Below are 17,275 nucleotides of genomic sequence, written 5' to 3'. Positions count from 1 at the left end.
AGCAATCTCGTGCCTTGATGGAGGTCAAATTGTTTGATGGTTTCAGTGCGGAGCTTCTGGCGCGCATACAGTTTGCGTTTACGGTATCCTTCCACTTTATCTTCCCGGCCTTCTCAATCGGCACCGCCAGCTATCTTGCGGTGCTGAATGCGCTATGGCTGTGGAAACGTGACCCGGTCTATCTGAAGCTCTTCGAATACTGGAAACCGATCTTTGCCATCACCTTTGGAATGGGTGTCGTGTCCGGTATCGTGATGAGCTATCAGTTCGGCACGAACTGGGCGGTGTTTTCCGACAAGGTCGGGCCGGTGATTGGCCCACTCATGGGTTATGAGGTTCTGACGGCATTTTTTCTCGAGGCCGGATTTCTGGGCATTGCTTTGTTTGGACGCAAACGCGTGGGCGATGGCCTGCATATGTTTGCCGTTGCCATGGTGGCTGTTGGCACGCTCATCTCCGCCACCTGGATATTGTCGGCCAATAGCTGGATGCAGACGCCGCAGGGTTTCACCATTGGTGAGAACGGGCAGTTTCTGCCTGCGGACTGGTGGAAGATCATCTTCAATCCGTCGTTTCCCTATCGCCTCGTTCACACCGTGTTGGCCGCATTCCTGACCACGGCTTTTGGCGTTGGTGCTGTCGGCGCCTATCACCTGTTGCGAGACAAGAGCAATCGACAGGCGCGGGTCATGTTTTCCATGGCCATGTGGATGGCGGCTCTCGTCACCCCTATCCAGATATTCGTCGGCGATCTGCACGGCATCAACACGCTGGAACATCAGCCAGCAAAAATTGCCGCGATGGAGGGTCATTACGAAACACACCGTGGTGCACCGCTCATTCTCTTCGGGATTCCCGACGATGAAGCCGAAGTGACGAAATACGCAGTGGAGATACCAAGGCTTGGTTCATTGATCCTGACCCATTCGCTGGACGGCGAGATCAAAGGCTTGAAAGAATGGAATAAAAGCGACCGCCCGAAAGCGCTGATCCCGTTCATCACCTTCCGGGTCATGGTCGGGCTTGGCGTGCTGATGCTGCTTGTTGGCGTTTGGTCGTTGTGGGCGCGGTGGAGAGACTGTCTCTATGACAATCGCCTGCTTCACAGAGCCGCTGTCCTGATGGGACCATCGGGATTTGTGGCCGTGCTTGCGGGTTGGTACACGACCGAAGTGGGCCGCCAGCCCTATACGGTCTACGGTCTGTTGCGAACATCGGACAGCCTGTCTCCCATCGATGCTCCTGCCGTCGGCGCATCACTCATCGCTTTCACCATCGTCTACTTCCTCGTGTTCGGCGCAGGCGTGTTTTACCTGCTTCGGCTGATGCGACGCACACCCGTGCTTGATGAGGATCATGAGCTGGATCACGCCCCAACCCGCACGGCGGGGATAACGCCCGGCCCCACGCAGAACCTTTCGGGAGGCCATCATGATGTTTGATCTTGCGTTTGTCTGGGCTGCCATCATCGCCTTCGCAGTGCTGGCCTATGTTATCCTCGATGGCTTCGATCTCGGCATCGGCATTCTGTTCCCATTCTTCCCGAAAAGACATGACCGGGACGTTATGACGAATTCCATCGCTCCTGTCTGGGATGGAAACGAAACATGGCTGGTGCTGGGTGGTGGCGGGTTGATGGCTGTCTTTCCCGTTGCCTATGCCACGGTGCTGCCTGCCCTCTACATGCCCATCATCCTCATGTTGCTGGGGCTGATCTTTCGTGGCGTTGCGTTCGAGTTTCGCTGGCGAACGACGCGCGGTAGCATTTGGTGGGACTGGGGCTTCTGCATCGGCTCGACAATCGCCGCCATGATGCAGGGCATCGCACTTGGAGCGTTGGTGCAGGGCATTCGGATTACCAACCGCGCCTATTCCGGCGGATGGTGGGACTGGCTGACGCCGTTCAGCATCACAACCGGACTGGCCGTTGTCGTGGGTTACGCGTTGCTAGGGGCAACATGGCTCAATCTGAAGACAACGGGTGAGTTGCAGGCAAAGGCGCGCAAGATTGCCATGGCGACTACCGCGGGAACCCTTGCCCTCATCGGCGCAGTCAGTCTCTGGACACCCTTTATCAACCGGATTTATTTCGAGCGCTGGTTCGGCTGGCCCACGGCGTTTTTCTCAGCCTTCGTACCGCTGCTGGTGGCGTTATGCGCAGTGGCGCTCTGGCAAGGCTTGACGCGAGACAAGCACCTTCAGCCGTTTCTGGCAGCGCTTGGCATCTTCGTCATCTGCTTTGCAGGTCTGGGTGTCAGCTTTTACCCCTATATCGTGCCGGGCTCCCTGACGATCTGGGAAGCGGCAGCGCCTGATAGTTCTCTGGCATTCCTGCTGGTGGGTGCAACTGTGCTGATACCCATCATCCTTGCCTACACAGGCTATGCCTACTGGGTCTTTCGCGGCAAGATCGATCCCGACGAAGGCTACCACTGATGCAGGGGTCACTGTTCAAACGATTTTCGTGGTTCGCCGGCATCTGGTTTGCGAGCGTGCTCGTTCTTTTCGTGGTCGCTTACGTAATCCGGCTGATGATCTTGGGATAAACTGGGCTGGCCCTTTGCCTTGATAGGAGCTGAACCGACGTTGCCGCATCAGTTCGCCAAGCTGCTGGAATAATTGACGCTATTTTATGACACAATTTATCGCACGCAACGAGCTTCTGATTGGTCAGTTCATTCGTGACCATTCTGTTTTGGGCGCTTAACGACCGATTGGAAACTGGAAATTCATTCCCGCGAAAATCTGCCAGCGCGGTGCGCCTGCGCCATCGCTCCACACGGTGTACTGCGGCTCGATGAACGCGTTGAGTGTCACACCCTTGTCGAGCTGGAACACCTTGCCGATACCAGCGCCGATCGGGACGTATGACGATCCGCTTTCAAGATTGAAGTTCCAGGTCGCCGTCGATCGAAGATACCAGCCGTCGGACAGATTCACGTTCAGGATTGGCTGGAACGTGAAGAGGTTGACGTCCTCCCGGCTTTCGCGCCCGGCGAACGAAGTCTGGTAAGTCACAAGGCCACCAAGCAGTCCCCAGTCCTGCGGGGCGACTACGATGCCTGCGCCGCCGACCTGCCACTTGCCACTGCCAAGTGACGAATCCGTTGCTGTCGGCAGGACAACGAGGGGTCCTGCTCCCACCGTGACGTCGCCCTTCTTCGGTAAGATAAATATGTCCATCAGCGTCAAATCACCGAGCCCGGTCTCGTATCCCGAAGGATGGTCAGGCGAGGTAGCAATTGGCAGGGTGAATCTAAGAAGTTGCGGAACGCCGAACATGTCGGAAGGGACGAGACCACGCAGAAGGAACTGGTTTGCGTGAGGATCGCCCGGCACTTCTATGAAGGACGGGATGAAGTAGTCCTGGATATTGATCGTGATTTTCGGTGTCAGGGGATTGTTGGCGTCGTTCACCGAGCCATGCTCCTCCTGCGCGAACACCGATCCGGTACATGCAGCCACCAGGGCCAAAGAGATCGATGAAATCAGTCGCATTGCCACCTCCTGAGTATGCAATGTACTCGATCACGAACCGTAGACTTTCGACAGGATGTAACGGTTACCCAGGGACAAGAGGCCTGACTGTTACTGTTACAATGTCGCAATCTCACGGGAAGACAGGTGTTATGACCAACCTATGATATTCCTTCTCCAACGAACAGGAGCGCCCGTTGCAATGGGCAGGTCTGTCGATCCCGCGTATCGCGGCCTATTAAAACTGATGCTGCGCCTGCCGTCGCGTAGGGCCGAGCTTCAACGGATGTGGCCTAGCGATCTGACATTCGTCTCCCTCTGCGAGGCCTACGACGATGCGACAACGACATTGGAGCGGATGGTCGTACGCCCACTACCGACGGATCCACTTCTGGTGGACGAGTACCGTGAGATCTGTACCGATCTGGAGGCCGACGTGGAGCGTCACTGTCGTTTCGAAGCTTCTAAAGCCCTATCTGGCAAATCCCCGTAAAGTACACCTGTTATTTGTAACATTGCCACTTCTGGTTTCCGCCGTAATATGAGTCCAGTCTAATATTGCCAGAGACAGCGTGGGGTACATGTCATGACGGCGAATGGCGAGAGTGCTGCGGGGGCAGTTTCTGACGTTGCAGCACGAGCGGAAGCGGAGCGTCTTCTCTCCGATCCACGGCTCCACGTGTCGGAGCGACATCGGGCCTTTCTGCGATACATCGTCGATGCTCTGTTCGAAGGACGGGGCCACACGGTCAAAGCCTATTCGATCGCTATAGACGTCTTCAACAGGCCACCGACGTTCGATCCCTCTTCCGATCCGATCGTCAGGATCGAAGCCACGCGCTTGCGCGAAGCTCTGGCAAAATACTACGATCAGATTGGCGACGAGGATGGCGCACGGCTCGACATCGCTCGAGGGAGATATCTTCCGGTGTTCAGCCAAAGAGGTCTCAAGCCATGTGAAGAAATGCCCTCGGAATCTGATGATGTCGAGTTTCCCGAGGAAGAAGTCGCGACGACAAAGCCTCTCCCTCCCCGCCGCACGATCTTCGCTGCGACGGCCATGGTCGTTGGGCTGGTAGCGATTGGAAGCTATGCACTGTATCACATGTCCTCTCCTGCACGTCTGGATACAGATCGCCCAATCGTGGAGCTGAGATCGCTTACGTCGCAGCCTCCCGTTGATTTTTCCGACACGATAGCGGAGCGGCTCGCGGCATCGATGAACCGCTTTGGGACCGTGCGACTTGCCTCTGCCTCCGGACGCTTAAAAAGCGCGACAGAGACATCCAACCAGACCCGCTATCACCTCAATGTTCGCTACTCTGAGTCTGCAGATGAAGTAATGCTCTGGTCGGATATGTCCGACGGGACGACTGGGGAAAAGATCTGGACGAGCGAAGAGCGCCGTCCGGTCGCGGGCAAGACCAGGGACGATGCCATCCGTCAACTTCTGTTTGCGGTGTCCCGCAAAGTGGCCGGGCCAGCGGGCATCGTGAACATCTCCGAGCTTCGCAGGAACCTGCCGCTGTCTACGACAGGCAATCTGTGCGTGCTACGAGGAGAGGCGGCGGTCGAACAGCGGCGCCCGGCAGCTCTGAGAGACAGCCGTCCCTGCCTGGAGGCCACCGTTGCTGCCGATCCAACGGACTCGGACGCGATGGCGACGCTTGCAAGGGTCTATCTCTGGACAGGCCGCGCGAATGGAGATGACAGCTACTTCGCACGCGGTCTGGATCTCGCCAACCGGGCGGCGATCATGTCGCCCCTATCGTCACGAGCAGCACTTGCGCAACTTGCTACTCAATATCAGGTAGGTCAGACGGAAACCTCGATTGCCGCAGGACGACGTGGAATTGCACTCAACCCGGAGAACGCCGACCTCCGCTCCAAGCTTGCCCTTGCGGTTTACCTGAGCGGACAGTGGAGCGAGGGCATAAGGCTTGCCCAAGAGTCCGTGGAACTGGCTGGTGAAAGCGTGCAGGACGGCGGATTCTTGATGATCCTCGACGCCTATCGAAAAGGCCGGTACGCCGAGGCCGTCTTCCTCGCGAGGCAAATACCGGCCGCCGACACGCCGACTGCCGTGTTGAAGCTCGCTGCTGTGGCACGAATGGGCGACCACGCCGTCATCGTCCGAGAGATCGCCGCAGCGAGAATGCAACATCCGGACCTGGACCGCGTGGTATCGGCTATGTTCTCAGGCACGCGCTATCATCGGGACTTGGAACAGGCTCTCCGCGTGGGCATAGGCGAGGCTGGTTTGAAGTCTCCGGAATTTGCCCATAACGGGGCAATGTAACTGTAACATCATTGCGTCAGCTAGCTGGATGGCTAGCTTTCTCAGGGCCGCTGACTGCGGATCATGACATCGAGAAGAGGTCCCGCAATGTCCAGAAAGTCGCTTGCCCGCACAACCCGCTTCACCTCGATAGGAGGCCTTGTTCTCCTTTGCGCAGCTCAGGTCGGACCCACTGTCGCGTTTGCGGCGGAAGGCGGCGCGGGGTTCTATCTACTGGGATCTAAGGGTCCGGCAGCCGCGATAACTCCACCACCCGGCGTCTTCTTCTCCAACGATGTCTACATCTATTCTGGAGAACTGGGCGGTGGCCGAGCGCTACCATCCGGAGGCCGTCTTGCGGTCGGTGTCGATGGTTCCGCAGTTATCGATGTCCCGACCGTACTTTGGGTTCTCCCCGAGGAGGTTCTTGGAGGTCACCTAGGCCTGACGGCAACCCTTCCAATAGGCTGGAAGAAGACAAAAGCGGATGTGACGTTCGCCGGGCCGCTCGGCGGAACGGCTTCTGGTTCCGTGTCGGACCCCGTCTTCACGGTCGGCGACCCAGTTGTTGGCGGGCTTCTGGGCTGGGAGACGGGCAACTTTCATTGGCAGACAAGTCTTCTGGTCAACGTTCCCGTCGGCGACTATCAGGAAGGCGAAATTTCAAACATTGCCTTCCACCACTGGGGCGCGGATGTGTCTGCAGGTGTCACCTGGCTTGACCCTGCGATCGGCCTGGACCTCTCGGCCGTGGTGGGCATGACGTTCAATGCCGAAAACCCGGCAACCGACTATCGAACTGGGAACGAGTTCCATTTTGAATGGGCCGCGGTCCAGCACTTCAACGAACAGTTCGACGCGGGCCTCGTCGGGTACTACTACAACCAGGTGACCGGAGACAGTGGTGCCGGAGCGACAAGCGACTTCCAGGGACAGGTGGCCGCCATCGGCGCAACAATCGGCTATACCTTCAAGGCTGGCGAACTGCCGGTTTCGACTCGCATAAAGTACTTCCATGAGTTCGGATCAGAGAATCGCGCCGAGGGTAATGCCGTCTTCCTCAGCCTTTCCATTCCCCTATCAATTACAAAACCTGTGAACATAGCGGCACAGTAGGAGCTTGTGATGCCACCTGCGCACATTAAAGGCACGGGCTTCATCCTCCCTCTCTTGCTGTTACTTTCGGCTTGCGGGCATCCCGTCGGGGTGATGGAGCCTGTATCGGCATCGTTGTCCGCACCCGGAGCTGCAACGGTGGATATGCTTGTCGCGACTACCCGGCAGCAGTCAGGAGATCCGGCGACATTGTTCAACGGTGAACGCAGTCCCAAACCATTCCTAACGGACGTTGCCGTCTCAATCCCGAGAAACCGCCAGTCGGGAACCGTGCAGTGGCCCAGTCGTCTGCCTCCGAACCCAGCGACCGATTTCGCAGTCACGCGCGTGAAGCCAATCGAGACAGTTGCTGCAGGCCGAGCTTGGTTTCGCCAGCACATCGAAGGCGGCCACGCGCTGGTCTTCATTCACGGGTTCAACAATCGCTATGAGGACAGCGTCTTCCGTCTTGCTCAGATCGTCCACGACAGCAACATGCGGGCGACGCCTATCCTGTTCACATGGCCCTCGCGCGCGGAGCTGACCGGATACGAGTACGACAAGGAAAGTACCAACTATTCCAGGACGGCACTCGAGCAGTCGCTGCGCATCCTCGCTGCCGATCCGGCGGTCAAGGACATCACGATTCTGGCGCATTCCATGGGAACCTGGCTTGCGATGGAATCCCTGCGCCAGATGGGAATCCGCGACGGTCACGTAAACAGGAAGATCGAGAACGTCATCCTTGCGTCTCCGGACATCGATATCCAAGTCTTCGCAAAGCAGTACGTGGAGATGGGCGACCGGAAGCCCAAGTTCACGATCTTCGTGTCGCAGGACGACCGCGCGCTGGCCGCATCGAGCTTCATCACCGGAAACGTGTCACGGCTGGGCGCGATAGACCCGACGGAGGAGCTGTACCGTTCGCGACTGGAGATTGCCGGCATCACGGCGATCGACCTCACGAAGGTCAAAACCAACGACAGCCTTCATCATGGAAAATTCGCGGAAAGCCCGCAGATCGTCCAGCTCATCGGGCAACGACTGATGACAGGACAGACGTTGACGGATTCCAACGTCTCGCTTGGCGAGGGCGTTGCCGCCGTCGTCGGTGGAACCGCCAGAACGGTAGGCCGGGTGGCTGGCGCGACCGTTGCAGCGCCCTTGACGATCGTCGAGCGGCCGCCGCTGAAAAGACCTACCGCAGGCAACGAGTTGCAGACCGATTTCCGGACAGACCGTCAATCCGCACCCCTGACGAATTAATAGCTAGCATTACGCTGATTGTTACCCTCGCCGGGCACCAATGTAACTGTAACAACCTTACCACCTTCCCTCACCTCGCGCAGTATCCCGCTCGCATCCGGCGATCCGTCCGACAGTTGTGACGCGATCCAACGTCAAGCAGAGAGGAAACCTGTCATGAGTACGCCCGTTCACCGAAGGCTTCTAGCGGCCACCGCCGCAGTCGCGATGACCGTGACCTCGGTCGCGATCGCGCCACCCGTTCTGGCACAGCAATCCGCTGCGCCCACCACCAACGCACCCGCGACGACAGCTTCAAAACCCAACATCCTCGTCATATTCGGTGACGATGTCGGTCAGACGAATATCAGCGCCTACTCGATGGGGCTGCTTGGTTACAAAACGCCGAACATCGATCGCATTGCCAAGGAAGGCCTGATGTTCACCGACTACTATGCGGAGAACAGTTGCACGGCTGGGAGATCGACGTTCATCACCGGGCAGGTTTGCTTGCGCACCGGTCTGTGCAAGGTTGGAGCACCCGGTGCTCCCGTTGGTCTGCAGCCGGGGGACATCACAATTGCGGCCGCGCTCAAGCCGCTGGGATACGCAACGGGACAATTCGGCAAGAACCACCTGGGCGACAAGGACGAATATCTTCCGACCAAGCATGGCTTCGACGAGTTCTTCGGCAACCTCTATCACCTCAATGCCGAGGAAGAACCAGAGGCAGCCTATTGGCCCAAGGACGACACGGAATTTCTGAAGGCCTACTCTCCGCGCGGCGTCATCAAGGCATCCGCCGATGGAAAGGTCGAGGACACCGGTCCTCTGACTAAGAAACGCATGGAAACGATCGACGACGAGACAACCGCCGCCGCCATTGATTTCATTGATCGTCAGGCAAAAGCCAACAAACCGTTTTTCACCTGGATGAATACGACGCGCATGCACGCATTCACGCATGTCAGAGATTCGATGAAAGGCCAGAGCGGAATGCCCGGAAACGAGTACGCCGACGGCATGCTCGAACATGACGGCGATGTCGGCAAGCTGCTGAACAAACTGGACGAGCTTGGCATAAGCGACAACACGATTGTCGTCTATACCACTGACAACGGTCCGAACCAGTGGTCCTGGCCGGATGCTGCGACCACGCCCTTCCGCAGCGAGAAGGACACCAACTGGGAAGGCGCTTTCCGCGTGCCTGCGATGGTTCGCTGGCCCGGCCATGTGAAGGCAGGTGAAGTTTCGAACGGCATCGTCTCCGGCCTCGACTGGTTCCCGACGCTGCTCGCGGCTGCCGGCGATCCTGATGTAAAGAGCAGGCTATTGAGTGGTTGGAAGCCGGATGGTTCGGCCGTCTCCTTCAAGAACCACCTGGATGGATACAACCAGCTCGACTACATTACGGGCAAGGCGGACAAAAGCGCGCGCAGCGAATTCTACTACTTCGACGATGACGGCGATCTCGTTTCCATCCGATACGACGATTGGAAGATCGTTTTCCGGGAGCAGAGAAAGCCCGGTGGTTTCGAAGTCTGGGCGGAACCGTTCGTGACGCTCAGGGTTCCGAAGCTGTTTAATCTGCGAATGGATCCGTACGAGCGGGCCGACGTCGTCTCAGATCAATATTATGACTGGATGGTTCGTAACGACTACCTCATGGTCAAGGGTCAGTTGAAATCCGCAGCTTTCCTCGAATCCTTCGTGAAATACCCACCCAGCCAGCGTGTCGCCAGCTTCAACATCGAGGGGGTGCGCGCGCAGGTCGACAAAGCGATCGACCAGTCCTTCAAGGATCGCGGCATCGAGAAGTAAGTCCACCCGTTGGGGCGCGCGGAGACATCCGGGCGCCCTTCCTTCTTCTTCGAGGATTCCATGGCGGCACGCGACGAAATCATTGCGCTCGGCGAGCGCATCGGGCAGTCCATCATCGGCCAGGACGAGATGGTGGAGCGGCTTCTTCTAGGCCTGCTCGCCAACGGCCATCTGCTGGTGGAAGGCCTGCCGGGTCTCGCCAAGACGAGAGCCATCAAGAGCCTGGCGAAAAATCTTGATGCAGAACTGTCACGCGTCCAGTTCACGCCAGACCTTCTCCCCGCCGATATCACGGGCTCGGATATCTACTTCTCGGATGGCGGCAAGGGCGAGTTCAAGTTCCAGCAAGGCCCCATTTTCGCAAACCTCATCCTTGCAGACGAAATCAACCGGGCGCCTGCAAAGGTGCAGTCGGCGCTTCTGGAGGCGATGGAGGAGCATCAGGTGACAGTCGGCGGCAAGAGCTACGCCCTACCCGATCTGTTCATGGTGATGGCGACCCAGAACCCCATCGAACAGGAAGGCACCTATCCCCTACCCGAGGCTCAGCTCGACCGCTTTCTCATGCATGTCGAAGTCGGCTATCCGGACGAGGCCTCGGAAACCGCCATCATGCGTCTGAACCGCGACGAGGAGAACGAGGCGCATGGCGGCGCGAAACCAGCCCCACCCGAGAGGCTCGATCCGCAGGCAGTGTTCGATGCTCGCCGTGAGATAGGGACTGTCACGGTTTCCGATCCCGTCGAAAAGTACATGGTCGCACTCGTCTTCGCCACCCGGTACCCCGATCGCTACGACAAGGATCTGGCAAAACTCCTGCAGGTCGGCGTCAGTCCGCGTGGCGTGATCGGTCTCGACAAGGTTTCAAGAGCCTACGCATGGCTGAGAGGCCGAGCCTACGTCACTCCAGACGACGTGAAGGCCATCGTTCACGGCGTCTTCCGGCACAGGCTGATCCTTTCATACGAGGCCCACGCGTCGAACACGACGCCCAATCAGATTATCGACCGTATTCTTGAGCAGGTGGCAGTGTCATGACCGGCTCCGTCCACGTCTCGACCGATGACCTCGTAAGGCTCGAGACGAAGGCGCGGGACCTCGCATTCGTGCAGAAGGCACGCAGCCACCAGCAGCTCGCCGGCCGCATGAACTCGGCAATGCGCGGCCGCGGCCTGACCTTCGAAGAGCTGCGCGACTATCTGCCCGGAGACGACATCCGCTCCATCGACTGGCGCGTCACCGCTCGCACGACGAAACCCGTCGTCAGAATCTACTCGGAGGAGAAGGAACGGCCCGCTCTCATCATCGTCGATCAGCGCGTCAACATGTTCTTCGGCAGCAGACGTTCGATGAAGTCGGTCACTTCAGCCGAAGCCGCGATGCTCTGTGCCTGGCGGATTTTAGGCTCCGGAGACCGGGTCGGCGGTATCGTCTTCAACGACACGGAAACCGACGAGGTGAAACCACACCGCAGCCGCAACGCCGTGGTGGCGTTTGCAGACTATGTCGCCAGCATGAATTCGGAGCTGCGAGCGGATTTGGCAACGCAGTCGGCAGCAGGCCAGCTAGACGCCCAACTCGAGAAAGTCGCGAACATAGCGCATCACGATCATCTCATCGTGGTGATCTCCGACTTCGATGGGCACACGCCGAGGACCCGCGACCTGCTCCTCAGGCTTTCTTCCCGCAACGACGTGGTCTGCATCCTCGTTTACGATCCGTTTCTTCTGGAACTTCCAACATCGGGAAACCTCGTCGTTAGCGGCGACGGCGGCCAGGCGGAAATTGCGTTAAGGACGGACAGTGTCCGCTCGTCCATAGACGCTTTCGCGCGCAAGCGTGGCCGCGAACTCCTCGCATGGCAGACGGAACTGGGACTGCCCATGCTGCCCGTCTCTGCCGCCGAGGAGACCGCTCCCCAGCTTCGGCGGCTTCTCGAACAATCGGTGTGGCGACAGAGGAGGCGCTGATGGAACAGACAGGCCCGGATCCCACATTGCAGTCCGCCCTCCGCTCGCTGCACGATCTCGCTGTGCCCGTACCCGTATCCTGGCTTCCACAGACGTTGGGGTGGGCTTTAATTGCCGCATTGCTGGCCGCGATCTGCTTCGTAGCGGCATTCCGATGGATCAAACGCTACCGCGCGAATGCCTATCGGCGCGAGGCGCTCATAATGCTCGATGACATTCAGCGCCTTCTGCTTGAACCGTCGACACGCCCGGATGCCGTGTACCAGTTGGCGGAACTTTTGAAGCGCACGGCGCTGGCCTCCTCATGGCCCCGCAAAGAGGTCGCTTCGTTGTCGAGCCGCTCGTGGGCAAACTTTCTTCGCGACCATGGCGGCGATGTGGACTCTTCCGAACTTGCCCGGATGCTTGACGATGCCGAATATCGGAGACCGGACGATTTTGGCGGCACAAGGTTCGGCGACGAGGTCGTCGTTGCGGCGCGGGCATGGATCGAGCGCCATCATGTATCAGCTTGAACTCCCATGGCTGCTACTCGCCCTGCCTGCCCCGATACTCGTATTGTGGCTGCTTCCTCCTCGCAAAGAAAGCTCTTCATCGATCCGACTTCCATTCTTCACTCAAGTCGCGGAAGCCGCCGGCGTGCGTCCCACAGAAGGTTCCGTCGTCACCCGGAGAAGCGTACCGCAGACCGCATGCGAGGCACTGGCCTGGTGTCTTGTGGTCCTTGCGCTGGCACGCCCGGAGTTCGTCGAGCCGCCAGTCGAGAAGCTCGAGCCGCAGCGCGACATCCTTATCGCGCTCGACCTTTCTCAGTCCATGGATACGAAGGACTTTCCTTCTACGAGTGGCATTCCGCAGACACGTGTAGAAGCTGTGAAGGACGTGGTCTCGGATTTCGTGAGCAGGAGACCGGGCGATCGCCTTGGCCTCGTCGCCTTCGGGGACGCGCCCTATCCCCTGGCACCCTTCACGATGGATCACGCTCTCGTCCAGACGATGATCAAGGAAGCATTGCCGGGGATGGCCGGACCCCGAACCGCGTTGGGGGATGCACTGGGACTGGCGATCAAGATGTTCGACAAGACCGATGCGCCGGACAAGGTCCTGATCGTCCTGACCGACGGAAACGACACCGCCAGTCGCATGCCCCCGTTGAAGGCAGCAGAGATAGCCAGGTCGAAATCCGTCATGGTCCACACCGTGGGCATCGGCGACCCGGCCGCGACGGGCGAGGATAAGCTGGATACGGAGACGCTCGAGAAGATAGCGACGAGCACGGGCGGTCGATACTTCTTCGGCGGCGATCAGACCCAGCTCGCGGCAATTTACCGGGAACTCGACCGGATCACACCACAGAACCAGAAGGTTCTGTCATGGCGTCCCAAGATCGAACTGTTCCACTGGCCTCTGATCGCTGCAGTGGTGGTGTTATCCGCGTTCCATTCGGTTACTGCCGCGACAGGTCTTTTCTGGCGGAGGACATTCGCATGATCTCAGATTTCCATTTTCTGCGCCCCTGGTTGACGATCCTTCTCGTATTCCCGTTCGGCATCTTCTGGCTGGCTGACCGCGCCACGGATATCCGCTCGCGGTGGAGAGGGATGATCGCTCCCCACTTGCTCGACAACCTCATTGTCGACAGCTCTGCAGCGTCCAGGCTTCGACCATCGCTGATGTTCTCCGCGACACTCGTCCTGGGGATCTTCGGCGCCTCGGGTCCGACATGGGATCGGGTGCCGCCGCCGTTCGTTGCAGATACAGCCACCCTCGTCATCGCCGTCGACCTGTCGCAGACAATGGACGCGATCGATGTCACGCCATCACGGATCGAGCGCGCCAAGCTCAAGATCAAGGATGTGATCGATCGGCGGCCAGGAGCGCGAACCGCGATCGTAGCGTATGCTGGTAGCGCGCACCTCGTCATGCCGCCGACCGAGGATGCAGGCCTCCTGGAGAGCTATTCGGAAGCTCTGGCGACACGCATCATGCCTAAGCCGGGCAAGAATACCGTCGCTGCTTTGAACATGGCCGATGCCGTTCTTGAAAAGGAAGGCTCGACAGGTACCATCCTGCTGCTGACCGACGGTCTCGAACCTGCAGCCACCCAGGCTATCCGGTCAAGCCTGAACGGCATCGTCGTTCTCGGTGTCGGCACATCTGCTGGCGGGCCAGTCCGTTCGCCCGATGGCGGGTTCGCAACAGACGCTTCCGGCACCCGCCTTCTGTCCAGTTTCGACACCGCCCACCTCGAATCCTTGGGCAAGGAAACGGGAGCGGGCGTCGCGACCGTGACGGACGACGATGCCGACGTGCGCTGGGTGCTGGAACGGATACAATCGAACTTTGCAGAGAGGCGGACGGATTCGGGCGACAACTGGCGCGATCAGGGCTGGTGGCTCGCCCTTCCGGCGGCTCTCGCCATGGCCTACTCGTTCAGGCGCGGATGGGTGGTCAGAACCAGCGTAATCCTCCTTGCCCTGCATCTGTCGTCGCCGGGAGACGCCCATGCCGACGGATTTGTCGATCTATTTCTTACGAAGGACCAGCAAGGACAGCTTGCATTCCAGCGCGGCGATTATGCAGACGCGGCACGCCTGTTCGCCGACCCGATGTGGAAGGGCGTGTCGTCCTACAGGGCGGAGAAATTTCAGGATGCTGTGGACGCCTTCTCAGCGCTGAATACGCCGAAAAGCTGGTACGATCAGGGCAACGCCTTCGCGCATATGGGTAGATTCGAGGACGCGGTCGCAGCCTTCAAAACCGCGCTCAAGGCCCGGCCGAACTGGGTGGAAGCGACGGCCAATCTCGAGCTCGTCCGGCGGCTTCTCAAGGCGCAGAAGGACAAGCAGGAGGAACAGCCGGATCAGCCCAGCGAGACACCCGACAGTGTTCAGTTCGACGAGAAGGGCAAACAGGGCAAGGAGGGCGCGATCAACATCGCGGAGCAGACATCGCAGATGTGGATCGACAACATCGTCGTCAGCCCGGCAGACCTCATGGCCCGAAAGTTCTCCATCGAGGCGGGGAGGATATCGCAATGAGACATGTCTGGCTCCTCCTTCTTGTCTTCTCGTGCGCGCCCGCTTTCGCAGCCGAACCATTCTCGCGGGTCTCGATAGAGGATGCGGCCGACATCGTTCCAGGCCAGCAGGTTCACGTTTCCGTCGAAGTCTTCGTGCCCGACTTCTTCACCTCGCCCCCACAGTATCCCCTGTTTGAACTGAAAGACGCGCTGGTTACTCTTTCCAGTGACCGGGCCCAGAACCTCGTTCAGACGGTCGATGGCGTTCAGTATTCCGGTCTGAGGCGCGCCTACACGGTCGTCCCCCAGAAGTCGGGAAAATTCTCGCTTCCTGTGATCGATGTCGAGGCCGGGTACCCGAAGGATGGAAATCCTGTGAAAGCCTCTGTCCGGGTCGCCCTACCCTCGTTCGAGGTGAAAGCGTCGGCAGCGAGCCAACTAGCCGGCGCCTTCGCTGCCCGCGATCTGACGATCTCCCAGTCGTTCGACCCCGATCCGGCAACCCTCAAGGCTGGCGACGCGCTGGTTAGGACGGTCGTCGTGTTCGCCTCGGATACGCAGGCTATGCTCATTCCGCCTGTGGACTTTCCAGAACCGTCGGGTTTGGCCCAGTATCGAAAGCCAGCCGTCCTCGGCGACAACGTGGAGCGCCGCGGCATTGGCCGCACGGTAGAGACCGGAAGCACGCGAACGGAAACCGTGGTCTACACAACCTCGAGTGCAGGTAAGTCCAGCATTCCAGCTCTTTCCTATCGCTGGTTCGATCTCGACACCAGGACCATGTCGACTGCGACGCTGCCTGCCGTCGATATGGTTGTCGCTGCAACGACGAAGGGGGATGGTATCCGCCCGACTTTGGAAGCGCAGGTGTCAAGCGCTGGATCACGAACGCGCGTGGCAGTGGCGATCACGCTGGCCTCTCTTGCTGTGTTGATCTCGTGTTTGGCGATCTGGAAATTCAGACTGGACCTTCAGGTAGTCTTGGCGCATGTACGAGCGAGCTATCACAATTCGCTACGGCACAGGCTTCGGGTATTGCGGGGATTGATCGGAGGAGCGGGAGAAATGGACATCTACCGCGGTCTGCAGGCCTGGAGTGAAAGTCTTGGTCACAGGTCTCTGATGGGTTGGGCTCAAGCAGAGCGCAACGACGCCCTTATGGAGCAGCTTCAAATTCTCGAAAGACGCCTGTTCGACATGTCGCCGGAGACGCTCGACCGCGAGGCTTTGAGCAGAAGCATTACACCGCCGAAACGGACAAAAGCGCGGATGCGAAAGTCCTCGCTGCCCAGGCTCAATCCGACCTGAGGAAGCCTCTTTGTTACGTCGAATGTAACTGTAACATCCTTCCATGCGAGCATCCCGCAGCTAATGTCTGGTCATCGATCCAAGGAGGTGGCGATGGCACTCGCGTTCGACATTATGGAAGAGAGACCGTCTGCCCAAGAGGGACTGAATTGGGTTCCCGGACGAACGTTTGTCATGGGGTCCGACCACCATTACCCCGAAGAGGCACCAGCCCATCCTGTCACCGTCGACGGTTTCTGGATGTCCGAGACCCCCGTCACCAATCGACAGTTCAAGAATTTCGTGCAGGCAACCGGGCACATCACCGTCGCCGAGAAGGCACCGGATCCCAAGGACTATCCAGGTGCGAAGACCGAGATGCTGCGGGCCGGATCGCTTCTGTTTACTCAGCCGAAATCTGTAAATGGACCCGACATGTCCCAGTGGTGGACCTTCAAGTTCGGTGCCAACTGGAAGCGCCCTCTTGGTGGCCTGAGCGATCTTCGTGGAAAGCTCGATCATCCGGTCGTCCACGTGGCGTTTTCCGACGCGCTGGCCTACGCGCAATGGGCCGGACTTGATCTCCCGACCGAAGCAGAGTGGGAAGTGGCTGCGCGCGGGAACCGGGATGACAGCGAATTCGCCTGGGGCGACGAATTGTCTCCGGGCGGTCGTTCGATGGCGAACATCTGGAGCGGAACGTTCCCGACCCATTCGACCAAGCCCAAGGGCCAGGAGCGCACGTCTGCCGTCAGGTCCTTCCCAGCGAATGATCACGGCCTGTTCGACATGATCGGCAACGTCTGGGAATGGACGTCCGATTTCTGGTCGACCCGGCACCCCGAACCCGCAAGACATTCTTGCTGCATTCCAACCAATCCCCGCGGCGCGGACGCGCAGGCGAGCTACGATCCGCGCCAGCCGGATATCCGCATAGCCCGACGGGTACTCAAGGGCGGGTCGCACCTCTGCGCCCCGAACTACTGCCGCCGCTACCGTCCTGCTGCAAGGCATGCGGAACCCGAGGATACGTCGACGAGCCACGTCGGCTTTCGCTGCATCAAACGGAATAGAACATGA

16 protein-coding genes are annotated in these 17,275 nt (G+C 59.1%); 15 read left to right on the top strand and 1 reads right to left on the bottom strand.

From position 1 onward, the window contains the following. The first annotated feature begins 29 nt into the window (after positions 1-29). Genes AC27VJ_RS21605 through AC27VJ_RS21595 form a run of 3 tightly spaced genes read left to right on the top strand, consistent with a single transcriptional unit; the run spans position 30 to position 2,546 of the window. Positions 30-1,442, top strand: a complete 1,413-nt coding sequence (locus tag AC27VJ_RS21605) for a cytochrome ubiquinol oxidase subunit I (protein ID WP_488685759.1) — start codon at positions 30-32, stop codon at positions 1,440-1,442. After that, the gene (gene cydB, locus AC27VJ_RS21600; protein ID WP_488685758.1) at positions 1,432-2,436 is read left to right on the top strand and encodes a cytochrome d ubiquinol oxidase subunit II; all 1,005 of its coding nucleotides are present in this window, start codon (positions 1,432-1,434) and stop codon (positions 2,434-2,436) included. The genes AC27VJ_RS21605 and cydB overlap by 11 nt, the downstream gene beginning before the upstream one ends. Then, a complete protein-coding gene (locus AC27VJ_RS21595; RefSeq protein WP_488685757.1) occupies positions 2,436-2,546 on the top strand; it encodes a DUF2474 family protein in 111 nt (36 codons plus the stop codon). The genes cydB and AC27VJ_RS21595 overlap by 1 nt, the downstream gene beginning before the upstream one ends. 157 nt (positions 2,547-2,703) lie before the next feature. On the opposite strand, the gene AC27VJ_RS21590 is transcribed toward AC27VJ_RS21595, so the two are convergent. Further along, positions 2,704-3,498, bottom strand: a complete 795-nt coding sequence (locus AC27VJ_RS21590) for a hypothetical protein (protein ID WP_488685756.1) — start codon at positions 3,496-3,498, stop codon at positions 2,704-2,706. Between the two features lie 265 nt (positions 3,499-3,763). On the opposite strand from AC27VJ_RS21590, the gene AC27VJ_RS21585 reads away from it, so the two are divergent. From AC27VJ_RS21585 to AC27VJ_RS21530, 12 genes are all read left to right on the top strand, one after another. Beyond that, on the top strand, positions 3,764-3,970 hold the full coding sequence (locus tag AC27VJ_RS21585) for a hypothetical protein (RefSeq protein ID WP_488685755.1): 207 nt from the start codon (positions 3,764-3,766) through the stop codon (positions 3,968-3,970). 93 nt (positions 3,971-4,063) lie between these two features. Continuing rightward, a complete protein-coding gene (locus AC27VJ_RS21580) occupies positions 4,064-5,776 on the top strand; it encodes a tetratricopeptide repeat protein (RefSeq protein ID WP_488685754.1) in 1,713 nt (570 codons plus the stop codon). Between the two features lie 63 nt (positions 5,777-5,839). Continuing rightward, positions 5,840-6,871 (top strand): SphA family protein, encoded by a 1,032-nt coding sequence (locus AC27VJ_RS21575; RefSeq protein ID WP_488685753.1) that lies wholly within the window; start codon positions 5,840-5,842, stop codon positions 6,869-6,871. Between the two features lie 9 nt (positions 6,872-6,880). Further along, the gene (locus AC27VJ_RS21570; protein WP_488685752.1) at positions 6,881-8,116 is read left to right on the top strand and encodes an alpha/beta hydrolase; all 1,236 of its coding nucleotides are present in this window, start codon (positions 6,881-6,883) and stop codon (positions 8,114-8,116) included. Between the two features lie 156 nt (positions 8,117-8,272). Then, the gene (locus AC27VJ_RS21565; protein WP_488685751.1) at positions 8,273-9,916 is read left to right on the top strand and encodes an arylsulfatase; all 1,644 of its coding nucleotides are present in this window, start codon (positions 8,273-8,275) and stop codon (positions 9,914-9,916) included. 60 nt (positions 9,917-9,976) lie between these two features. Continuing rightward, positions 9,977-10,954, top strand: coding sequence for an AAA family ATPase (locus AC27VJ_RS21560; protein WP_488685750.1), 978 nt, complete (start codon positions 9,977-9,979; stop codon positions 10,952-10,954). Further along, entirely contained in the window at positions 10,951-11,886 is a 936-nt protein-coding gene (locus tag AC27VJ_RS21555) for a DUF58 domain-containing protein (RefSeq protein WP_488685749.1), read from the top strand. The genes AC27VJ_RS21560 and AC27VJ_RS21555 overlap by 4 nt, the downstream gene beginning before the upstream one ends. After that, positions 11,886-12,401, top strand: coding sequence for a DUF4381 domain-containing protein (locus AC27VJ_RS21550; protein ID WP_488685748.1), 516 nt, complete (start codon positions 11,886-11,888; stop codon positions 12,399-12,401). The genes AC27VJ_RS21555 and AC27VJ_RS21550 overlap by 1 nt, the downstream gene beginning before the upstream one ends. After that, on the top strand, positions 12,388-13,377 hold the full coding sequence (locus AC27VJ_RS21545; RefSeq protein WP_488685747.1) for a vWA domain-containing protein: 990 nt from the start codon (positions 12,388-12,390) through the stop codon (positions 13,375-13,377). The genes AC27VJ_RS21550 and AC27VJ_RS21545 overlap by 14 nt, the downstream gene beginning before the upstream one ends. After that, entirely contained in the window at positions 13,374-14,927 is a 1,554-nt protein-coding gene (locus tag AC27VJ_RS21540; RefSeq protein ID WP_488685746.1) for a VWA domain-containing protein, read from the top strand. The genes AC27VJ_RS21545 and AC27VJ_RS21540 overlap by 4 nt, the downstream gene beginning before the upstream one ends. Beyond that, positions 14,924-16,216, top strand: coding sequence for a hypothetical protein (locus AC27VJ_RS21535; RefSeq protein ID WP_488685745.1), 1,293 nt, complete (start codon positions 14,924-14,926; stop codon positions 16,214-16,216). The genes AC27VJ_RS21540 and AC27VJ_RS21535 overlap by 4 nt, the downstream gene beginning before the upstream one ends. 93 nt (positions 16,217-16,309) lie before the next feature. After that, complete coding sequence (locus AC27VJ_RS21530; RefSeq protein ID WP_488685744.1) at positions 16,310-17,275, top strand: formylglycine-generating enzyme family protein; 966 nt, start codon at positions 16,310-16,312, stop codon at positions 17,273-17,275.

The organism is Agrobacterium sp. 20P9.1.2 (assembly GCF_057799395.1).
The sequence above is the reverse complement of the archived record's forward strand: the minus strand, read 5'-3'. Positions and strand labels throughout refer to the sequence as shown.

What these genes read in the sequence shown, in the direction of transcription:
- cydB (WP_488685758.1), top strand. Translation starts at nt 1,432, where the DNA reads ATGATGTTTGATCTTGCGTTTGTCTGGGCTGCCATCATCGCCTTCGCA.
- AC27VJ_RS21595 (WP_488685757.1), top strand. Translation starts at nt 2,436, where the DNA reads ATGCAGGGGTCACTGTTCAAACGATTTTCGTGGTTCGCCGGCATCTGG.
- AC27VJ_RS21590 (WP_488685756.1), bottom strand. Translation starts at nt 3,498, where the DNA reads ATGCGACTGATTTCATCGATCTCTTTGGCCCTGGTGGCTGCATGTACC.
- AC27VJ_RS21585 (WP_488685755.1), top strand. Translation starts at nt 3,764, where the DNA reads ATGTGGCCTAGCGATCTGACATTCGTCTCCCTCTGCGAGGCCTACGAC.
- AC27VJ_RS21580 (WP_488685754.1), top strand. Translation starts at nt 4,064, where the DNA reads ATGACGGCGAATGGCGAGAGTGCTGCGGGGGCAGTTTCTGACGTTGCA.
- AC27VJ_RS21575 (WP_488685753.1), top strand. Translation starts at nt 5,840, where the DNA reads ATGACATCGAGAAGAGGTCCCGCAATGTCCAGAAAGTCGCTTGCCCGC.
- AC27VJ_RS21570 (WP_488685752.1), top strand. Translation starts at nt 6,881, where the DNA reads ATGCCACCTGCGCACATTAAAGGCACGGGCTTCATCCTCCCTCTCTTG.
- AC27VJ_RS21565 (WP_488685751.1), top strand. Translation starts at nt 8,273, where the DNA reads ATGAGTACGCCCGTTCACCGAAGGCTTCTAGCGGCCACCGCCGCAGTC.
- AC27VJ_RS21560 (WP_488685750.1), top strand. Translation starts at nt 9,977, where the DNA reads ATGGCGGCACGCGACGAAATCATTGCGCTCGGCGAGCGCATCGGGCAG.
- AC27VJ_RS21555 (WP_488685749.1), top strand. Translation starts at nt 10,951, where the DNA reads ATGACCGGCTCCGTCCACGTCTCGACCGATGACCTCGTAAGGCTCGAG.
- AC27VJ_RS21550 (WP_488685748.1), top strand. Translation starts at nt 11,886, where the DNA reads ATGGAACAGACAGGCCCGGATCCCACATTGCAGTCCGCCCTCCGCTCG.
- AC27VJ_RS21545 (WP_488685747.1), top strand. Translation starts at nt 12,388, where the DNA reads ATGTATCAGCTTGAACTCCCATGGCTGCTACTCGCCCTGCCTGCCCCG.
- AC27VJ_RS21540 (WP_488685746.1), top strand. Translation starts at nt 13,374, where the DNA reads ATGATCTCAGATTTCCATTTTCTGCGCCCCTGGTTGACGATCCTTCTC.
- AC27VJ_RS21535 (WP_488685745.1), top strand. Translation starts at nt 14,924, where the DNA reads ATGAGACATGTCTGGCTCCTCCTTCTTGTCTTCTCGTGCGCGCCCGCT.
- AC27VJ_RS21530 (WP_488685744.1), top strand. Translation starts at nt 16,310, where the DNA reads ATGGCACTCGCGTTCGACATTATGGAAGAGAGACCGTCTGCCCAAGAG.